The following is an 18960-nucleotide window of genomic DNA, read 5'->3' on the forward strand; positions in this document are numbered from 1 at the left end:
CCGCTGCCTCTCGCGCCGCAGCCTCCCGCTCCGCCCCCGTCACTTGCGCTCGTACGCGGCCATCGTGGCCCGTACGTCCGCCGAGAACAGCGCCGGGCCGGCCGCGTCCGAGTGCGCCAGCCCTTCCGGGGTCAGCCGCAGCAGCTCCGCGTCGTCCACGAGCCAGCCGCGCTCCGCGAAGGCCGCCAGCTCCGCCGGGAAGTCCTCCCACGGACCGCTCCCGAACCGCTCCCGGTACTCGCTCACCGGCATCCCGTGCGCCTGGAGCAGGGACTGCAGCAGGTGTCGGCGCCGGGCCTCCTCCGCGTCGATCCAGCGGCCGTGCTCGGCCCGCGCGAAGTCCTCCTGCGGGCGGCTCACGTAGTCGTCGACGATCGTGCGGATCTGCCGCATGTCGACCGCGTAGTCGAAGGAGTAGTGCAGCTCGGCCGTGTAGGAGCGGGCCCCGCAGCCGAGGCCGATCATGCCGTCGGTCTGGCAGGCGTAGTCGTCGGCGGCCTCCTGAGGGGCCCCGGTCCGGCGGAACATCCGCATCGACACCTGCTCGTACCCGGCGGCCAGCAGGTGGTCCCGTCCGGCCCGGTACAGGCGCAGCCGCTGCTCGTCCCACCCGGCGGACGAGGCGTCGGCAGGCCTGCGCCCCAGGCCCGTCAGCGGGCGTACGTACAGCGGGTACAGGTACAGCTCCTCCGGCCGCCAGGCGAGCGCCGCGTCCAGGGAGTACCGCCAGCTCTCCTCCGTCTGCCCGTCTATGCCGTAGATCAGGTCGATGTTGAGCACCGGCAGTGCGGCGTCCCGGATCCTCGACAGGGCCGCCTCCACCTCCGCCCGCTTCTGCGGACGCACGGCGGAACGCGCCTCGTCGGGCACGAAGCTCTGCACCCCCAGGCTGAGCCGGGTCGTTCCCCGGTCGGCCAGGACGGCGAGCCGGTCCGCCGTCGCCGTGGACGGCGAGGCCTCCACCGACAGCGGCACCGCCCGCAGATCGGCGCCCGCGGCCTTCTCCGCGATGTCGCAGAGCCGCTCCAGCTCGGAGGCCGTCAGGAAGGTCGGCGTCCCGCCGCCGAAGGCGGCCGCCGCGAACCGCACGGGCTCCTCGTCGCCCAGCGCGCCGCGGACCGCCGACGCCTGCCGCTCCAGCGCGTCGAGATAGGCCGTGGTCAGGCCCTCCGGGGCGCCGATCCGGGTGAAGAGGTTGCAGAATCCGCAGCGCACCTCGCAGAAGGGGACGTGGAGGTAGAGCGAGAGGGCGTTCTTGGGCTGCTCCGCCCACAGTCCGCGCAGTTCCGGCCGCTCGGGGAGCGGCCGGTAGGCCGTCTTGTGCGGGTAGGCGTACACGTAACTCTCGTACGGGGTGGCGCCGGTCGTGGGCGTGGTCATGGTGGTCATCGGGGGCCGGGCTCCTCGTGGTTCAGGTGGAACTGTGCGTACGGGACCGTCCAGACCGCCTCGTGGGCGAGCCGGTGCCCCGTGTACCCGTCGTCCCCGTACGTGGTCCCGTGGTCGGAGCAGACGATCGCGAAGCAGCGGCGGCGCGACCGCATCGCGTCGAAGAGCCGCCCGATGTGCCGGTCGACGTACTCCAGCGCGGCCGCGTGCGTCTCCCACGAGTCCCCGTCCGCCGCGGTCGCCCCGGGGGAGTGGAACCAGTTGGGCTGGTGCATGGCCGACACGTTCAGGAAGAGGAACAGCCGCCGGTCGTGCGGCAGTTCGGCGACGACCCGCTCGGCGCGGGCCACCTGCGCCTCGAAGGAGGTCGGCGACGCCACCCCGAACTCCGGTTCCCAGTGCGACTCCTGGAACATCCCGGGGAGTACGGAGCCCAGCGCGGCCGCCTTGTTGAAGAAGCCGACGCCCCCCACGCACACGGTCCGGTAGCCCGCCCCGGCCAGCCCCGACACCAGGTCCGGGGTGTCGAACACCCAGGTGCGCCCGGCGGTGGTCTCACTGCCCGGGAACCGGGCGGCGAACAGCCGCGGATGCGGGCCCGGCCCGTCGGGGGTGGGCAGGAACCCGGCGAACATGGCCTGGTGGGAGGCGTAGGTGAAACTCCCCGGCGCGTGCCGCCGCTCCCACACCCCGCCGGGCAGCCGCGCCGCCAGGTTCGGGATCCGTCCCTCGGCGGCCAGCCGCGCGGCCACGTCGTGGCGCAAGGTGTCGAGGGTGACGAGCAGCAGGTCGTCGCGGCCGACGACCTCGTTCATGTCAGGGGCGGGCGGGGGCGTGTGCATGCTGTTCCTGTCGTACGGCGGCCACTTGGGCCGCATAGGTGTCCCGGCCCTCGGCGGGCGAGCCGGGCAGTCCCGTCAGCCCGGGCAGCAGGTCACCGAAGGCGTTGACCTCTCCCACGGCGAAGCTGCGCCAGCCGAGGGCGGGCAGCAGATCCACCCCCACGCAGAGCGTGCGCGGGAAGGCCGCCGCGGCCCGCTCGCAGACGGCGAGCGCGTCCGCCTCCCAGCGGCCGCCCGCCGCCGTCACCGCGGCGACGGCCGCGTCGAGATCGCCGCGGGCACCGCCGAGGTGCAGGTTCGTGAGCGGACCGGCCGCGGTGCGGACCACGGCGTGCGTGGCCCGGCGGCCGATGACGACCACCCGCAGATCGGCGGAGCGCCCCTGCTGGGAAGCCTTCGGCAGCCACCGCTCGATGTGCAGGCCGTCGGGGGCCAGGGCGTCGACGATGGCGCCGATCACCCGCTCGTCCTCGTACCGCCGCAGGCGCAGCGAGTTGTGCAGCGCCCCCGAAGGGGCCCGCTCCACGGAGGTCGTGGCGCGGATCCTGCCGCCCGAGCCCGTCTCCACCGCGAGCACCCCGGAGGCCGAGGAGCCGTGCGCGAGCTTCACGAACGCCCGGCGGTAGCCGGGGAGGGCGAGGACCGCCCGGACCTCCTCCCACCCGCGCACCGGGGCGCGGACGGCGTCCGGGCCCGAGGTCGGGGAGGCCGGGACGGGCGTCCCGGCAGCCGCCAGCACCCCGTGGCAGAGCCGCTTGTCGAACAGCACCGCGAGCTCGTCCGGATCGCCCGTCAGCGTGCCGCCGGCCGACCGCACCTCCTGCGCCACCCGGTGCACGGCCTCGGTGAACCGGCGGTACCAGCGTCCCGTGCCCTCGACGCGGGAGGCATCGGCGGCCCCGCGCAGCAGCCGCTCCACCTCCGGGTCCTCGCCGGGAGAGTCGATCCGTACGCACTCGCCCGCCCGGAAGACGGCCCGGCCGGTCAGCACGTCCCGCCACGGAACCACCCGCGGCGCGGGCAGTCCGGCGGTGCGCACGGCGTCCTGGAACAGGGCGACCCGGCGGTTGCCCGGATTGCCGACGACGGCGAAGGCCGCGGGAGCCGTACGCGTCACTCCGCGACCGCGACGTAGCGGTACGCGGTGTCGTCATCGACGTCCGCGGTCTGGGGGTCGCCCAGATCCACCTCCACGCCGTGGGGGGCGAGCGCCGCGCTCACCCGCTCCCGGAGCGGTGCGCCGACGTAGTGGTGGTGCAGGTCCAGCTTGGTGAGATGGGTCAGGGAGCGCCCCGCCAGCAGAGCCTCCACGCCCTCGTCGGTCAGGACGCCCATGGAGAGGTCGAGCACCTCCAGCCGCTCCACCACCGGGGCGTTGGCGAGCGCCGCCGCGACGGCGTCCTGGATCTCGCTGTTGCGCAGCGCGAGCCGGCGCAGGGCGGGCAGCCGCTCGCCGCTCAGGAACGGCCCCAGGTCGCCGACTTCGGCGTCCCCGCCGTACTGGGGGGTGCCCAGCCACAGGTCGAGCTCGGTGAGGGCCGGGAACGTGCTCCCCGCGACCCCGGCCACCACGTCCTTCGGGAGACCGCCGGCCTCCAGGCGCAGCACGCGCAGCGCCGCGTGCTCCACGGGCGGGAAGAGCAGTCCCTCGCCGCCGCGCACGCCGAACTCCTCCAGCGCGGGATACGCCGGCAGCAGCGGACCCACGTCCGACTGCTGGATCCAGGAGATCGCGCACTCCTCGAAGGTGATGTCGCCGACGAACAGCGCCCGCAGCGCGGGGAACTTCGGAGCGGCTTCGACCAGCGCCTCGACGATCCCGGCGCTGGAGGCCTCGTACGCATCGGACCAGCCGCCCACGATCAGGGACCGCACCCGCCGGGTGTCCACGGAATCGGTGAACCGGGCGAAGGCCTGCTGCCATTCCTCGTCGGCGTCGTAGGTGTCCACCGAGACCCGCCAGGCCACGGAACCGGCCTCCGGCAGCTCGCGGGTGTCCTTCGGCCCCGGAAAGTCGAAGGCCGTCAGGCCGCCCAGCTCGCTCAGGTGATCCCCGATGGTCATGTGCGCTGCTCCTGACGGTGTGGGCGGGTGGTGGGCCGGCCGTGCGTGTCGTCCGACAACAGTTCTACCAAGCCCCACCGACAGCACTCGCCGACGGCACTCGCGCCCCCGAGGCGCCGGGGTGGTGGACGGCGAGACCGCGCACGTAGTCGCCCTTCCTTGACCCGGGCGTAGCCGAGCATCCGCTCCGCCGGGGTGCGGAGTCTTCGAGGGGTCATGCCCCTGATGCTGCCACGGGGCGGTGAAGCCGGAGGGGGAGGGCGTCCTGCCCCTCCGGCTCGCCCGGCTTCCGGTCAGCGCTTGCGGTAACCGCGCGCGTCCTCGGCGGCGGCCAGGACGGCGTCGAGGTCTCCGCCGATCGCCGAGGTCAGGGCGATGGCCACGGCGCCCTCCAGGAACGGCGCGTCCACGATCCGCGCGCCTTCCGGCAGCTGCGAAGGCTCCTCGCCGAGCAGGGACTTCACCGTCAGCACCGCGCTGCCCATGTCGCACAGCACGGCCACGCCCTGCCCCTCGTCCACGGACCGGGCGGCGGCCGTGATCAGCTCCGCGCTGGTGCCGATCCCGCCGTCGGGGGTGCCGCCCGCGACCGCCAGCGGAGGCGGCTCCACGGAGCCGAGGAGCGCGCCCGCCAGCGCGGCCACGGACTCCGCCACCGCCTTGCTGTGCGAGACGAGCACCACGCCGACGCGGCCGGTACGGGCCTTCGACGCCGGCTCCTGCTCCTGCGTCGGCTCCTCGGCGGCGGCCGGTACCTCGGCGGCGAGTTCCGCTTCCGGTGCGTCCACCGCGGTGCGCAGTGCCTCCATGAACAGGGCCACGGAGTTGGCCCCCGCGTCCTGGTGGCCGATGCTGCGCTCGCCGAGGTAACTGGCCCGGCCCTTGCGGGCTTCGAGGGGCTCGGTGGCGTCGGCGCCCGCGCGGGCCGCCCGTACGGCTTCGTCCAGGGCCTCGCGCAGCGGCCGGTCCGCCGCGGCGGCTTCGGCCAGCGCCGTCACCGCGGGAGCCAGGGCGTCCACCAGGGTGGCGTCACCGAGTTCGGCGCCGCCCAGCTTCTGCACCGACGCGAGCCCGGCTCCGAGCGCGGCGCCCAGCTCCGCCACGGTCGGTGCCCCGGTGTCGCCGAGCACCTTGCCCGTGCGGCGCAGCGCGGTGCCGAACAGCGGGCCGGAGGCGCCGCCCACGGTGTTCGTCAGCGTGGTGCCGGCCAGCGTCAGCAGCGCCCCCGGAGTGGTGGGCCGCTGCTCGGCCACGGCCGCGCCGACCGCGCCGAAGCCCCGTACGAGATTGGCCCCGTGGTCCCCGTCACCGATGACCGCGTCCAGCTCGGTGAGGCGCGCGCTGTCCCGCCGTACGAGCCGGTTGGTCTCGGCGACCCAGCGGCGGAAGTAGGCGGTGTCCAGTGAGGTCTCCGGCGCGGGGGCCTCGGCGGGCGGGGTCGTGGAGGGCGCGGAGGTCGTCGGGCTGGCGGGCGTGGCGGTCATGGAGAAGGGCTCCTGGAGAGTGTCGGGAGGGAAGGACGGGCGGGGTCAGCAGCCCCAGCGCAGGGACGGGGTGTCCACCGGCGCGTCCCACAGGCGCAGCAGCTCCTCGTCCGCGCGGCACAGGGTGAGGGTGCAGCCGGCCATGTCCAGGCTGGTGACGTAGTTGCCGACCAGGGACCGGGCCACGGTGATCCCGCGCTCGCCGAGCACCCGCTCGACCTCCGCGCGCATGATGTACAGCTCCACGGGCGGGGTGCCGCCCAGGCCGTTGACGAGGAGGACGACGGGGGCGCCGGCCGCCTCCGGGAGGTCGGCGAGGATGGCGTCGAGCATCGCCTCCGCGGTCTCGGCGGCCGTCATGAGCGTGCGGCGTTCGCGGCCGGGCTCGCCGTGGATGCCGATGCCCAGCTCGATCTCGTCCTCGCCGAGCGTGAAGTTGGGGCTGCCCTTGGCGGGGGTGGTGCAGGAGCTCAGGGCGACGCCGTAACTGCGCGCGTTCGCATTGACCTTGCGGGCCACCGCGGCCACCTCGGCGAGCGGAGCGCCCTCCTCGGCGAGCGCGCCCGCGATCTTCTCCACGAACAGGGTGGCGCCGGTACCGCGCCGGCCGGGCCCGTGCTCCGTCCGGGCGACGGCCACGTCGTCGTCCACGACGACCTGCTCGACCTTGACGCCCTCGTCCTCGCAGTCCTCCGCCGCCATCGTGAAGTTGAGGATGTCGCCCGTGTAGTTCTTCACGATGTGCAGGACGCCCGCACCCGCGTCGACCGCGCAGGTCGCGGCCGCGATGTTGTCCGGCACCGGGGAGGTGAACACCGGGCCGGCCACGGCCGCCGCCAGCATGCCGCGCCCGACGAACCCGGCGTGCAGCGGTTCGTGCCCGCTGCCGCCGCCCGACAGCACCGCGACCTTCCCGGCCGGGTCCCCTGCTGCTCCGGCGGCCCGCGTGACGATGCCCTTCTCCGCCTCGACGCGGAGCCCCGGGTGAGCGGCGGCCATTCCGCGCAGTGCGTCGGAGACGACACTTTCGGGGGAATTGATGAGCTTCTTCACGGGGGCCTCTTTCCTTGAAAGGGGAACGCGGAACGGGTAACTCGTCGCGCCGGTCCGCAGCGGAAAGGGGAATCGTGCGACGGTATCAAGTCGGCACCGTCGCCGATCCGCCGCCGCTTCCGGGGCACTTGGCTGGAACTTTACCCTGGCGAACCTGCGGAACAGTTCGGGTCCTTGGTCCCGGATCCGGGCGCGGAAAGGCCCTTCCGCAAGGGGGGCCGTGCATATCTCGGGTGCGGCCGAAATTCGTGATAGGGATGAATGAGCAAGCGGAAATGAATTCGCAATGAGGAGGATTCACGTGAAGACCGTCGGTACGCGCATGATGATCAGCCCGCCGAAGTACGTGCAGGGCGCCGGGGCGATGAACGACCTGGGCGAGCACACGGCCCGCCTCGGGACGAACGCCGTGGTCCTCGCGGACAAGGGCGTCTGGGGCTTCGTGGACGCGGCCGTCACCGCTTCCCTCTCCGGAGCCGGGGTCAAGCTGACCAAGGAGGTCTTCGGCGGGCTCTGCACCCAGAAGGAGATCGACCGGGTCGCCGCGGCCGCGAAGGCCGCCGGCGCGGACGTCGTCATCGGCATCGGCGGCGGCACCGCCATCGACACGGCGAAGGCCGTGGGCCACGCGCTCGGAGACATCGCCGTCGTGTCCGCGCCCACGGTGGCCTCCACCGACGCGCCGACCAGCGCGCTCGCCGTGATCTACACCGAGTCGGGCGCCTTCGAGCGCTACTCCTTCTTCCAGCGCAACCCCAACCTGGTGCTCGTCGACACCGCGCTCGTCGCGGGTGCACCGAGCCGTTTCATCGTCTCCGGCATGGGCGACGCGCTCGCCACCTGGTACGAGGCCCGGGTCTGCGTGGCCGCCAACCGGGTCGCCATGGCCGGCGGTCTCGCCACCGAGGCCTCCCTCGCGCTGGCCCGGCTGTGCTGGGAGACCTTGATGGAGTACGGCCCCCAGGCCCGGCTGGCCGCCGAGGCGCACGTGGTCACCCCGGCGCTGGAGAAGGTCACGGAGGCCAACACCCTCCTCTCCGGCCTCGGTTTCGAGTCCTGCGGCCTCGCCGCCGCGCACGGCATCCACAACGGGCTGACCGTCTCGCACAAGGTGCACGGCATGATGCACGGCGAGAAGGTCAACATCGGCACCCTCGCCCAGCTGGTCCTGGAAGGCGCCCCGACCGACGAGCTGGACACCTACCTGCGCTTCAGCCGCGCCGTCGGCCTGCCCACCACCCTCGCCGAGATCGGCCTCGGCGACCCGGACCGCGAGGAGCTCCTCGCCATCGGGCGCGCGGCCACCGCGGAGGGCGAGACCACGCACAACATGCCGTTCCCGGTGACCCCGGATATGGTCGCCGACGCCCTGATCGCGGGCGACTCCTACGCCCGCGCCTACGCCAAGAGGTAACGGCGCAGGAGGGCGGGGCGCGGGCGGCGCAAGGCAGGCCCGCGCCCTAGGGGGCCGCCTGGTCCGGGGCGGACGCCTCCGGGGCGGACGTGCGGGACGCGAGCAGCAGGGCGATGTCGTCCGGCCGGTCCGTGGAGTGCCCCGGCTCGGCGACCAGCCGGTCCGCCGTCTCGGTCAGCGGGGCGGGACCGGCGTCCGCCAGTGCGGCGCGCAGCCGCTCCACACCCTCGTCGATGTCCGTGCCCGGGCTCTCCACCAGCCCGTCGGTGTACAGGGCGAGCACCGCCCCCGGCTCGATCCTCAGCCGGGTCACCGGGTACGTGGCTTCGGCGTCGATGCCGAGCACCATCCCGCCCGGCAGGTCCAGCACCTCCGTCCGGCCGCCCGGATGCCGCAGCAGCGGCTGGGGGTGCCCGGCCCGGACGGCGAGGGCGAGGCCGGACGCCGGGTCGAGCAGGACGTAGCAACAGCTGGCGAACTGACCCGGGTCGAGGTCGATGAGCAGCTCGTTCGTGCCGCGCATCACCTGTTCCGGCGTATTGCCGCCGAGCGTGAAGGCCCGTACGGCGCTGCGCAGTTGCCCCATGGTGGCCGCGGCCGCCACCCCGTGGCCCTGGACGTCGCCGATGACCAGGGCGAGCCGCCCGTCGCGCGCATCGATGACGTCGTACCAGTCGCCGCCGACGTCCATCCCGGCGGTGCCGGGCAGGTACCGCGCCACCGTGACCACGTTCTCGCGCACCGGCAGCCGGTGCGGGAGCAGCGCCGCCTGGAGCCCGCGGGCCAGCGCCGATTCGCTGTCGTAGCGCCGGGCCCGCTCCAGCGCCTGCGCGATCAGCCCGGCCAGCGCGGTGAGCACCGTACGCTCCTCCGGGCTGAACCCGCGCGGGGCGTCGAAGCCGAGGATGCACGAGCCGACGGGCCGGCCGGAGGCGATCAGGGGGAGGAAGGCCCGGGCGCCGACATCGGCGTCCAGCTCGATTCCCGGATAGGCGGCGGCCAACTGCTGCATCGACTCGAAGAACATCGGACGGCCCGAGGTGAGGGTCTCCACCCCGGGGAGCCGCACGTCCAGCGCGACCCCGTCGAACCGGTCGAGGAAACCCCGGGGGAAGCCGGTCTCCCACGCCAGGTGCAGATGGCCCTCGCCGAGCAGGTAGATCGCCAACTGGCGCCCGCCGAAGGCCGGGAGCAGCTCGTCGGTGACCACCATCGACACCTGGCGGGCGGTCACCGCCTCGGTCAGCGCGATCGCCAGTGCCACCGGCCGGTACAGGGCCGAAGCCCGGTCGGCGGGCGAACCCAGGCCCGGTGAACCGAACCCCGTGCCGGGCCGCATCAGTGACTCGGGTGCGTACGTGGGTGGTTCGGCCTCGGCGATGGTGACGGTGACCCCGTCGATCCCGGGATGCAGGCCCACCGACAGCCAGCGCGGGGAGGGTTCGGGTCCGCGCCGGGCCGCTTGGAAGTGCACGGGGGCGGGGGAGAGGAACACGGCCCGGAAGTGGTCCTCGTAGGCGGGGTGTCCGAGCCAGGGGAGTGCTTCCCACAGCATCCGCCCGGAGAGTTCCGCCCCGTCGGAGCCGAGCAGGGTCGTGGCGGCGGCGCGGGCGCGGGAGTTGGCGAAGCCGATCACGCCCTGGCGGTCCACGGACAGGACGGCCAGGTCCAGCCGGTCCACGGCGGCGCGGGCGCCCTCGGCGGGGCCGCGCGCGGTACTGCCTGCCGTACCGCCTGCCGTGACGTCCGCCGGGCTGCCCGCCGGGCCCGGATCGGGGAAGCACAACGGTTCGCCCTCCCACGTCACCGTGGCCCCGCCCGCGGCGAGCGCGGCCAGTTCCCCGGCCAGCCGGGTGGCCACCGCGCGCAGCCGCTTCCGGTCGCCGGGCCCGACCGGGACGCCGGGGGTCGCGGGGCGCAGCACCACGAGGACGCCGTAGCGCTCGCGGCCGCGGGTGACGGGCTCGTAGAGCGAGCCGAACGGGAACGGCAGCCCGGCCATCAGCTGGGGGAAGCGCCGCATCGCCGATTCCGCGTCGGGCAGGTGCACGGACTGGCCGGACCGGTAGGCCTCGGCGACGGGGTACGGGCGGTTCATGTGCATCCGCCACCACGGGCGGAACAGCGGACCCGGGATCCCGGTCACGGCCGCCATCAGCAGCAGCCCCTCGGTGCCGGAGCGCAGGTAGACCCCGCCCGCGTACCCGCCGGCGGCCCCCACGGCATCGAGAGCGGCCCGCGCGAGTGTCCGGGCCGTGGCGTCGGTGACGGGGCCGCCGGTGTCCGGTCTCGCCGTCATCCTTCCAGAATGCCCTCGGGGCGGTCCTTCCGCACACCCCCTGGAAGCCCTCCATCGCCATCGGATCCGAATATCGGACGCATGGCGGCGCAATCACCGTTCCGTGACCCGGCACGGACTGGTGGTAACCACCTCCACCGCACGACTGCTCAGATCGGAACTGGGCCTGCAGATCAGGGCGGTTGAGTCGGGGCCGCACGGTGGTGACCAGCAGATCGGCTCGATGGTGATTTCCGGCGATGTCACCTCGCTCGTATTCTTCTGGGACCCCCTGTGGGCCGCCCCGCACGTACACGACGTACTCGCCCTCGTACGTATCGCAGTGATCCGAAATATCCCCGTCGCCTTGAATCCGGCGAGTGCGGAGGCGATGTCCGAGGACGGTTTCTCCCTCGAAAGTCAGTCGGCCGCAGGCCCGCTCGCGGTCGCCGTCCGCCCCCGGTAGCCCGCGATCACGGCGACGGCCGCAAGCAACAGCACCACGGCAGCCGCGCGCAGGGCCGACCCCATGGCGTCCGTGAAGACCGCGACCTGCGCGGCGTCCCGCGGCACCCCGTGGAACCGGGAGGCCAGCACCGTGCCGACCACCGCCACCCCGAGCGCCGCGCCGAGCTCCCGGGCGGCGGTGTTCAGGCCGGAACCCAGCCCCGCCTGGTGCGCGGGCAGCTCGCAGACCACGGTGAGGGTCAGCGCGGGCGCGCAGAGACCGGTGCCCGCCGACAGCACCAGCAGGTAGAGCGCGTAGAGGGCGTACGGGGTGCCCGCGTCGGCGGTGGAGACCAGCAGCAGGCCGCCGCCGATCAGGCCGAGCCCCGAACCGACGGGCAGCCGGGGCCCGGTCCGTTCCTGGATCCGGGCGCCCAGCCTGGGCACCAGGGCCATGCCGAGGGTCAGCGGCACGATCGCGAGGCCCGCCCGGGCCGGGGAGAAGCCCTTGGCGTACTGGAGGTACTGGGCGTTGACGAAGAACAGCGCGAAGAGCCCGAAGAAGGCGGCTCCGATGCCCAGTGCCCCGGCCCGCAGCCTGCGCGAGGCGAAGATCCGCGGGTCCAGCAGCGGACGGGCGGCCCGCAGCGCGTGGCCGGTGAAGACGGCGAGCAGCACCGCGCCCGCACCGAAGGCGCCCAGGACGCGCGCCGAGCCCCAGCCGTACGAGGGCCCCTCGATGATCGCGTAGACCACTGCGAAGAGCGCCCCCGCGAGCAGGGCCGCCCCCGCCGGATCGACGGCGGCGTCGGTGCGCGCGGGCGTACGGGGCACCGTGCGGGCGACCGCCAGCGCGAGCAGTGCGCCGAGCGGGACGACGGCCCAGAACAGGGCCCGCCAGGTGAGGTACTGCCCGGCGAGCCCGCCGCCGACGTTGCCCGCCAGGCCCCCGAGGCCGGCGGACAGCGTCCAGGTGGCCAGGGCCCGGCCGCGCAGCTCGGGCGGGGACAGGTGGACCAGGACCGACATCGTGGCGGGCATGATCAGGGCCGCTCCCGCCCCGCACAGCCCGCGCCCGGCGATCAGCACGGCCGGACCGGCGGCGACCGCACTGACCGCCCCGCCGGCCGCGAACAGGCCGAGCCCGGCGAGCAGGGCGCCCTTGCGGCCGTACCGGTCGCCGAGGGCGCCGGCCGGGATCAGTAGGGCCGCGAAGACGATGACGTAGGCGTCGACCGCCCACAGCAGCTGACCGGAGGTGGGGTGCAGGCTGGACGCGGCGAGTTGCGGGATCAGCAGGTTCACGGCGGCGACCATGCCCTGGGCCACCAGGACGCAGGCGCACAGGACGAGCAGGGCGGTGCGGGTCAGCGCGGGGGCCGGGGTCGGTTCGCTCGGTCGGTCTGTGAGGGAGGCATGGCGGAGCACGGCTCCTCCTCGGAGTCGGTGGGGCGGTGGGGTGTGCTCTCACCGTAGGGTTGGCGTGACCTGCTTTCCAGTGCAAGTTCTGCAAGGGATCCATGCGCGTGACGCAATCCGGCGGACCCGCCCTCTCGGGCTTCGACCTGAACCTCCTCGTCGCCCTGGACGTTCTCCTGGAGGAATCGAGCGTGTCCCGGGCCGCGGCCCGGCTCCACCTGTCCGAGCCGGCGATGAGCCGCACCCTCGGCCGGATCCGCGCGGCACTCGGCGACCCCGTCCTGGTCCGCGCGGGCCGCGGCATGGTTCCCACCCCGCACGCCCTCGCCGTGCAGGGTGAGGTCCGGGCCGTCGTGGAGCGGGCCCGTGCGCTGTTCCTGGCCGGCGGCCGGGTCGACCTCTCGACACTGACCCGTACCTTCACCGTGCTGGCCAACGAGGCCTTCACCGCCGTCTACGCCGCCGCACTCCTCGACCGGGTCGCCCGGGAGGCGCCCGGGGTGCGGCTGCGCTTCCTGGCGGAGAGCCACATCGACGTGCCGGCGCTGCGCGAGGGCGTCGCCGACCTGGAACTCGGCATGATCGACACCCGGTCCCCCGAGGTCCGGGTCGAGCACCTCGCCGACGAGCGCATGCTGGCCGTCGTGCGCCCCGGACACCCGCTGCTGCGGGGGCCGGTCACCGCGCGCCGGTTCGCCGCCGCCCGGCACCTGATCGTCTCCCGGCGCGGCCGGCTGGAAGGCCCCGTGGACACCGCCCTCGCCGAACATGGCCTGACCCGGCAGGTGGTGGGCAGCGTCGGCACCTTCCCCGCCTCCCTCTTCGTGCTCCGCGAGGGCGACCTCGTGGGCCTGATCACCAGTCAGGCCGGGCCGCTCGCCACCGCGTTGGGGCTGGAGCTCTTCGAGATCCCCCTCACCCTGCCGCCGCTCCCCTTCGGCATGGCCTGGCACCCGCGCCACGACGCGGATCCCGCACACGCCTGGCTGCGCGACTGCGCCCGCGCGCTGCTGCGCCCGGAGGCGGAGACCGGCGGGGGCCCGCCAGTCGGCCGATCGGCCGAGAACCGGCCGGGACCGGGGGGCTGAAAGTCCCTGCCGGTCAGGGACTTCGACCGGCTGCCGTTGCACTTCGGACTGCTTAGGTTTGCCTTAGTGGATTCGAACAAGGAGGTCCGGTGCCGTCGCTCAACGACAGCCGTCCAGGGACGACCGTACGCATCACGGGGATCGACCCCGGACAGGCCGGCGGGAGCCGGCGCCGGCTCCTGGAGTTCGGCTTCGTACCGGGCGCGGACGTCACCGTGATCGCCCGGGGTGCCACCGGAGGCCTGCTCGTCGGGCTCGGTGACACCCGGGTCGCGCTGGACACCCGTACCGCCGGACGGCTGAGGTGCGCCGGATGAGCTGTCACGCCACCGGGGCCGGGGCCGGTGCGACCGCCACCGCGGAGCGGCCTGCCGGTACGCCGTTCGTCGCCCTCGCCGGCAATCCCAACGTCGGCAAGTCGACCCTCTTCAACGCCCTCACCGGCGCCCGTCAGCGCGTCGGCAACTGGCCCGGCAAGACCGTCTCCGTCGCCCAGGGCGACTGGCGCACCGCGGGCGCCGGCCGCCCGCTGCGCGTCGCCGACCTGCCCGGTTCGTACAGCCTGCTGCCCGACTCCCCGGACGAGGCGCTGGTGCGCGACGTGCTGACCGCACCGGAGGGGGAGCGGCCCGACGCGGTGGTCTTCGCGCTCGACGCGGCCAACCCGGCCCGCAACCTGTACCTGCTCTCGCAGATCCTCGACACCGACATCCCCGTCGTGGTCGCGCTCACCATGACCGACGTCGCCGCCCGGCGCGGCGCGTCCCCCGCCCCCGACGCGCTGGCCCGCGAGCTCGCGCTGCCCGTCGTACGGGTGGAGGGGCGCACCGGGACCGGGCTGGACCAGCTCGCCGACGCGGTGGGCGAAGCCCTGGACGCGGCGGCCCCGCTCCCCGGGCGGAAATCCGCCTGGGCAGCCGGCTCGCCCGTGGCAGCCGAACTGGCGGAGCTGGCCGCGGCGGCCTCCGGGCAGACCCCGCACCCCGCCCGGTGGCTGGCCGTGAGTCTGCTCTGCGGGGAGCGGCCGCCCGCGGTCCCGGCGGCGCTGGCCGAGCGGGCAGGAGCGGCGGCGGGCCGCCTCGCCGCGGCCGCGGCGGCGGCCGCAGGGGTGGGTTCCACCGACGCTGACCTCGACGCCGACCTCGATGCCGACATAGACGCCGAACTCCTCGTCGCCGAGGCCCGCTACGCCTGGGCGCACGCCGTCATCGAACGCGCTGCGCCCCGCCCGGCCGGGGCCCGGCCCACCCTCACCGACCGGGTGGACCGGCTGCTGCTGTCCCGCGGCTTCGGCATCCCGTTCTTCCTCGCCGTCATGTGGGGCGTCTTCCAGGCCACCACCGCCCTGGCCAAACCGCTCCAGGACGGCCTCGGCGACTTCGTCTCCGGGCCCGTCAGCGGTGGAGCCGACCGGCTCCTGGAAGCCGTCCGCGCGCCCGGCTGGCTGACCGGACTGCTGGTCGACGGCCTGATCAACGGAGTGGGCCAACTGCTCACCTTCGTCCCGCTGATGATCATCATGTTCCTGCTGCTGGCCCTGCTGGAGGACTCCGGCTACTTCGCCCGCGCAGCGTTCGTCGCCGACCGCCTGATGCGCACGCTGAGGCTGCCCGGCCGCGCCTTCCTGCCGCTCGTCGTCGGCTTCGGCTGCAACGTCCCCGCCCTCGCCGGCACCCGGATCCTCAACCGCCGTTCGCACCGGCTGCTCGTCGGCCTGCTCATCCCGTACATGAGCTGCACCGCCCGCCTCGCGGTCTACGTGATGATCGCGGGCGTCTTCTTCGGCTCGAACTCCGGCACCGTCGTCTTCTTCCTCTACGTCGCCTCCGTGCTGCTGGTCGTCGGTATGGGCCTGATCCTGCGGCCCCTGCTGTTCCGGGACATGAAGGAGGAACCGCTCGTCCTGGAGCTGCCCCCGTACCGGCTGCCCACCCTGCGGGTCACCGGAGCGCAGGTCTGGCAGAAGCTCGCCGCCTTCCTGCGCACCGCCGGCGGCATCATCGTCGCCAGCGCGGCCGGCGTCTGGCTCCTCATGGCGATCCCCGCCGCGGTCGGCCACGGAGGTTTCGGCAAGGTCGACGTCGAACAGAGCGTGTTCGGTACGGTCACCCGCGCCACGGCGCCCCTCGTGGCCCCGGCCGGCTTCGGCGACTGGCACGCAACGGCGGCGCTGGGCACCGGCCTGATCGCCAAGGAGGGCGTGATCTCCACCCTCGCCCAGACCTACTCGGCCGAGGAGGACGGCGATCCCAAGCTCACGGCGAGCCTGCACGCCACCTTCGAGGAGTCCTCCGGCGGGCACCAGCGGGCGGCCGCCCTGGCCTTCCTGGTCTTCATCCTCGCCTACACCCCCTGCTTCGCCACCCTGGCCGCGCAGCGGGCCGAGATCGGCACCCGGCTGACCGTCATCGGCTTCGGCATCCAACTGGCGGCGGCCTGGCTGCTGGCCGTCGGGGTCTTCCAGATCGCGAGGCTGGTGTGGTGAACAGGATCGATGGGGCAGGTGGTTCAGGCGGGACAGACAGGACAAAGGGGGCCGGCGGGGGCGCCACCGCCACCGGAATGGGACCGGGACCCGGCATGCTGCGCCGCCTGCTGCGCGCCTTCGAGGAGGCGGCCCCGGGCGAGGGGCTCGCGCAGATCGCGGACCGGCTGGGCATCGACCGGGCCGAGGCGGCCGACCTCGCCGCGTACTGGGTCCGCAAGGGCCGGCTGCGCCGCGAGGAGATCGGCACCGTGGACTGCTCGGGCTGCTTCTTCGCCTCGCGGGGATGCACGACCTGCCCCGACGGCTCCACCGCCGTCCCGCGGCCGACCCTGGTCGCCCTGACACCCGTACGTCCGTCACGGCCGGGGGATCCGCACGGCCGGCGCGCTACCGGCGGGCGGTGACGCTGCCGCCGCCGGCCTCTCCCCGGGGCCGGTGCCGCTTCGCGTAGGACCAGGTCACCGCGGTCATCAGGGCAGGTATGGCGAGCAGTGGGGCGAACACGAAGCCCCAGACGGTCTGCGCCGTACCGCTCGCCAGGTACGTCTGGCTTTCGACGGTGAAGAGGACCACGAGTTGCCACAGGGTCCCCAGGACCAGGATGCCCGAGGCCGTCCAGGCCAGCGGGGCGAGGACCTCGGGGCTCATCGGCCGCCACCGGTCGCTGACCAGCAGGAGCGGTGACAAGGCGGCCAGTTCGGCGAGGACGGCCAGTCCGAGGACGTAGGCGATGCCCCAGCCCGGGATGCCGTAGGCCTCGCGCAGCACCTGGTCGCTGTAGCCCACGTAGACACCGGATGCCATGGCGATGCGCCACAGGCCGGACGGGACGGCGCGCAGGGCGATGGCGTGGGCGGCGCGCCGGGCCCAGGCCGGCGCGGGCTCGGGCGCGGGCTCGGGCGACGGTACGGAGGAGGGGAGGGGGCTGCTCGCTGTCGTCATGGGTACAGGCTGGCCGTGGGCAGGGCGGCCGCGCGTCGCCCCCGCGGGCGGACCTCGTCCGTCCGGCGGACGAGGGCGCGGCCCCGTACGCCGTACGGACTGATCCGAACGCCTCCCCCGTCCGGGGGAGCTCCGGGGTGGGGGCCGTCGGCCGGGGCCGCGGGCGGGCAGGCTTGCGGACATGCGACAGCAGTACGACACCACGTCAACGCCCCCGCCGGCCTTCTCGGTCGCCGATGCCTTCACCCTGCGCACCGCCCTGGACGCCCTCGGCGGCGTCCGCGGCCTCGACACCCTCGACATGGCCTGCGGACACGGCAGCACCACCCGGATGCTGGCGAGCGGCGGGGCCCGCAGGACGGTGGGCGTCGACAGTTGCCCCGAGCGCATCCGCCGGGCCCGGGAGACCGGCGCGGACCTCGCGCACGCCGTCGAGTACGTGGTCGCGGACGCGGCCGCCGGCATGCCGGCCCTGGGGCCGTTCGACCTGGCGACCGCCGTGTACCTCTTCAACCAGGCCCACGACCGCACCGCCCTGCACGCCATGTTCCGCGCGGTGCGCGCCAACCTGCGCCCCGGCGGGCGGCTGCTCGCCATCGTGCCGAACCCGGGGGCCTTCCCCTACGCGGACTGGGCCCCGTACGGGATCAGCGTCGTCGAGCGCTCTCCCGGCGGGGACGCCCCCCTGCTGCGGGCCCGGCTGGAGACCGACCCGCCGGTGCCGTTCGAATGCCGCGAGTGGGCCCACGCCGACTTCGCGGAGGCCGCCGCCGACGCCGGCTTCGCCACCGTCACCTGGCAGCCGACCCGGACTCCGCCCGCGTGCGAGACCCGGGACGAGACCTACTGGGCCCGCTACCGCACGGCCCCCGTCGGCTCCCTGATGAACTGCGTGGCCTGAGCGACCGCGTGGCCTGAGCGACCGCGTGGCCCGAGCGGCCGGTGGCCGCACCGACCCGGGACGGCGCCTCAGGTCTCCGCCGCCGCCGCGCGGACCAGCTCCACGATCCGGTCGCGGGCCGCCCTGCCCTCCGGGACCGGCATCAGCGGGTAGTCGTGCGGCAGCCCCGGCTCCTCGATGAACTCCACCTCGGCGCCGGCCGCCCGCGCCCGGTGCAGCAGTTCGCGGCTGTCGGTCGTCAGGACGTCCCGGGTGCCCGTGAACACCGTCAGCGGGGCCAGCCCCGCGAACGACCCGTGCAGCGGGCTCACCCGGGGATCGTCGGCCGCCAGGTTGCCCGCGTACAGCCGCCCGGCCTCCCGCAGGCCGGGGCGGGCCAGCATCGGGTCGCCCGCCTCGATGGCCGCCTGGTCGGGATGGCTCATGGACACGTCCAGCCAGGGCGAGATCAGCACGATCCGGGAAGGCTGCGCCCCGTTGCGGTCGCGCAGCCGCTGGGCCGCGGCCAGGGCCAGCCCGGCGCCCGCCGAATCCCCGAGGAGCACGGTGCCGCCGGCGCCCCCGCTCGCGATCAGGCCGCTGAGCAGGTCGGCGGCGACCGGAACGGTCCGGTCGGCGGTTCCGCGCGGGGCCAGTATGTACGCCGGTACGACGACCCGCGCCTGCGCCTGCGTGACCAGGGTCCGGATCAGCGACCAGTGCGCCCGCACCAGTTCGTTGATGTAGCTGCCGCCGTGCACGTACAGCACCCGGGCGGCCGGTTCCACGCCGAGCGGCGAGACCTCGTACACCGGCCAGGCCCCGACGAAGGTCCGCGAGACCTCGGCCACCCGGCCCAGCGAACGCGGGGGCAGGTGCGACGCGGGGCGCCGCATCGATTCCGCCACCCGGGTACGGACCGCCTCGGCGCTCCCGAACCGTCTTCGCCGACCCGCCGCGATCAGCGCGACCGAAAGCGCCCTGCTGCGCAGACTCGGCACGCCCCTCACCTCCCCAAACCCGGCCTGGAACACTCCCCGGCCCCTGCCCGTCACCTGAGGAGCATAGGCGTGAAGCTGGGCTGTTGACCCGGTTAAGAAATCCTCGATGGACTGATCACCCGCAGGTCGGCAGATTGGTGCCGTCAGAACGCTGCCCGGCCCGCACGCCTC

The 18960-nt window shown here is 74.3% G+C and carries 17 protein-coding genes and 1 pseudogene; 7 read left to right on the top strand and 11 right to left on the bottom strand.

Annotated features, from left to right (window positions below; genetic code table 11):
* Positions 1 to 39: 39 nt before the first annotated feature.
* The 7 genes and pseudogenes from OG898_RS27415 to dhaK form a co-directional block, all read right to left on the bottom strand.
* Positions 40 to 1389 carry an STM4012 family radical SAM protein gene (locus OG898_RS27415; RefSeq protein ID WP_250739040.1) on the bottom strand — a complete coding sequence of 450 codons (1350 nt, stop codon included), beginning with the start codon at positions 1387 to 1389 and terminating at the stop codon, positions 40 to 42.
* On the bottom strand, positions 1386 to 2204 hold the full coding sequence (locus OG898_RS27420; protein ID WP_266960479.1) for an STM4013/SEN3800 family hydrolase: 819 nt from the start codon (positions 2202 to 2204) through the stop codon (positions 1386 to 1388). Before OG898_RS27420 ends, OG898_RS27415 begins: the two co-directional genes overlap by 4 nt.
* Before the next feature lies 1 nt (position 2205).
* Positions 2206 to 3348 (bottom strand): STM4014 family protein, encoded by a 1143-nt coding sequence (locus tag OG898_RS27425; protein WP_266959868.1) that lies wholly within the window; start codon positions 3346 to 3348, stop codon positions 2206 to 2208.
* Complete coding sequence (locus OG898_RS27430; protein WP_266959870.1) at positions 3345 to 4295, bottom strand: STM4015 family protein; 951 nt, start codon at positions 4293 to 4295, stop codon at positions 3345 to 3347. The genes OG898_RS27425 and OG898_RS27430 overlap by 4 nt, the downstream gene beginning before the upstream one ends.
* A gap of 293 nt (positions 4296 to 4588) precedes the next feature.
* Complete coding sequence (locus OG898_RS27435) at positions 4589 to 5104, bottom strand: PTS-dependent dihydroxyacetone kinase phosphotransferase subunit DhaM (RefSeq protein WP_250739406.1); 516 nt, start codon at positions 5102 to 5104, stop codon at positions 4589 to 4591.
* Positions 5093 to 5698, bottom strand: a pseudogene (gene dhaL, locus OG898_RS27440) (dihydroxyacetone kinase subunit DhaL); the annotation flags it as partial. The gene OG898_RS27435 and the pseudogene dhaL, both read right to left, overlap by 12 nt.
* A gap of 126 nt (positions 5699 to 5824) precedes the next feature.
* On the bottom strand, positions 5825 to 6832 hold the full coding sequence (gene dhaK / locus OG898_RS27445) for a dihydroxyacetone kinase subunit DhaK (RefSeq protein ID WP_250739046.1): 1008 nt from the start codon (positions 6830 to 6832) through the stop codon (positions 5825 to 5827).
* 301 nt (positions 6833 to 7133) lie between these two features.
* Here dhaK and OG898_RS27450 point away from each other — a divergent pair, with 301 nt between their 5' ends.
* Positions 7134 to 8246 (top strand): glycerol dehydrogenase, encoded by a 1113-nt coding sequence (locus tag OG898_RS27450; RefSeq protein WP_266959874.1) that lies wholly within the window; start codon positions 7134 to 7136, stop codon positions 8244 to 8246.
* 46 nt (positions 8247 to 8292) lie between these two features.
* Here the strand turns inward: OG898_RS27450 and OG898_RS27455 are convergent, their stop codons facing one another.
* Positions 8293 to 10545, bottom strand: coding sequence for a SpoIIE family protein phosphatase (locus OG898_RS27455; protein WP_266959875.1), 2253 nt, complete (start codon positions 10543 to 10545; stop codon positions 8293 to 8295).
* On the opposite strand from OG898_RS27455, the gene OG898_RS36410 reads away from it, so the two are divergent.
* Entirely contained in the window at positions 10526 to 10990 is a 465-nt protein-coding gene (locus OG898_RS36410) for a methylglyoxal synthase (RefSeq protein WP_353963682.1), read from the top strand. The genes OG898_RS27455 and OG898_RS36410 overlap by 20 nt on opposite strands.
* Here OG898_RS36410 and OG898_RS27460 read toward each other — a convergent pair.
* Positions 10945 to 12399, bottom strand: coding sequence for an MFS transporter (locus OG898_RS27460; protein ID WP_266959876.1), 1455 nt, complete (start codon positions 12397 to 12399; stop codon positions 10945 to 10947). The two genes, OG898_RS36410 and OG898_RS27460, sit on opposite strands and share 46 nt — an antisense overlap.
* A gap of 92 nt (positions 12400 to 12491) precedes the next feature.
* On the opposite strand from OG898_RS27460, the gene OG898_RS27465 reads away from it, so the two are divergent.
* From OG898_RS27465 to OG898_RS27480, 4 genes are all read left to right on the top strand, one after another.
* Positions 12492 to 13478 (top strand): LysR family transcriptional regulator, encoded by a 987-nt coding sequence (locus OG898_RS27465; protein ID WP_250739056.1) that lies wholly within the window; start codon positions 12492 to 12494, stop codon positions 13476 to 13478.
* An 89-nt stretch (positions 13479 to 13567) separates the two neighbouring features.
* Complete coding sequence (locus OG898_RS27470) at positions 13568 to 13795, top strand: FeoA family protein (protein WP_250739058.1); 228 nt, start codon at positions 13568 to 13570, stop codon at positions 13793 to 13795.
* On the top strand, positions 13792 to 15963 hold the full coding sequence (gene feoB, locus OG898_RS27475) for a ferrous iron transport protein B (RefSeq protein WP_266959878.1): 2172 nt from the start codon (positions 13792 to 13794) through the stop codon (positions 15961 to 15963). Before OG898_RS27470 ends, feoB begins: the two co-directional genes overlap by 4 nt.
* A gap of 77 nt (positions 15964 to 16040) precedes the next feature.
* Positions 16041 to 16370: a FeoC-like transcriptional regulator gene (locus OG898_RS27480; protein WP_266959880.1), complete on the top strand. Its 330-nt coding sequence runs from the start codon at positions 16041 to 16043 to the stop codon at positions 16368 to 16370.
* Here the strand turns inward: OG898_RS27480 and OG898_RS27485 are convergent.
* Positions 16354 to 16908 (bottom strand): hypothetical protein, encoded by a 555-nt coding sequence (locus OG898_RS27485; RefSeq protein ID WP_266959882.1) that lies wholly within the window; start codon positions 16906 to 16908, stop codon positions 16354 to 16356. The genes OG898_RS27480 and OG898_RS27485 overlap by 17 nt on opposite strands.
* Positions 16909 to 17089: 181 nt before the next feature.
* Here OG898_RS27485 and OG898_RS27490 point away from each other — a divergent pair, with 181 nt between their 5' ends.
* Positions 17090 to 17809 carry a class I SAM-dependent methyltransferase gene (locus OG898_RS27490; RefSeq protein WP_266959883.1) on the top strand — a complete coding sequence of 240 codons (720 nt, stop codon included), beginning with the start codon at positions 17090 to 17092 and terminating at the stop codon, positions 17807 to 17809.
* Positions 17810 to 17877: 68 nt separating this feature from the next.
* Here OG898_RS27490 and OG898_RS27495 read toward each other — a convergent pair whose 3' ends face one another.
* Complete coding sequence (locus OG898_RS27495; RefSeq protein WP_266959885.1) at positions 17878 to 18789, bottom strand: alpha/beta hydrolase fold domain-containing protein; 912 nt, start codon at positions 18787 to 18789, stop codon at positions 17878 to 17880.
* Positions 18790 to 18960 lie beyond the last annotated feature (171 nt).

This window comes from Streptomyces sp. NBC_00193 (assembly GCF_026342735.1).
Classification (GTDB): Bacteria; Actinomycetota; Actinomycetes; order Streptomycetales; family Streptomycetaceae; genus Streptomyces; species Streptomyces stoeckheimensis.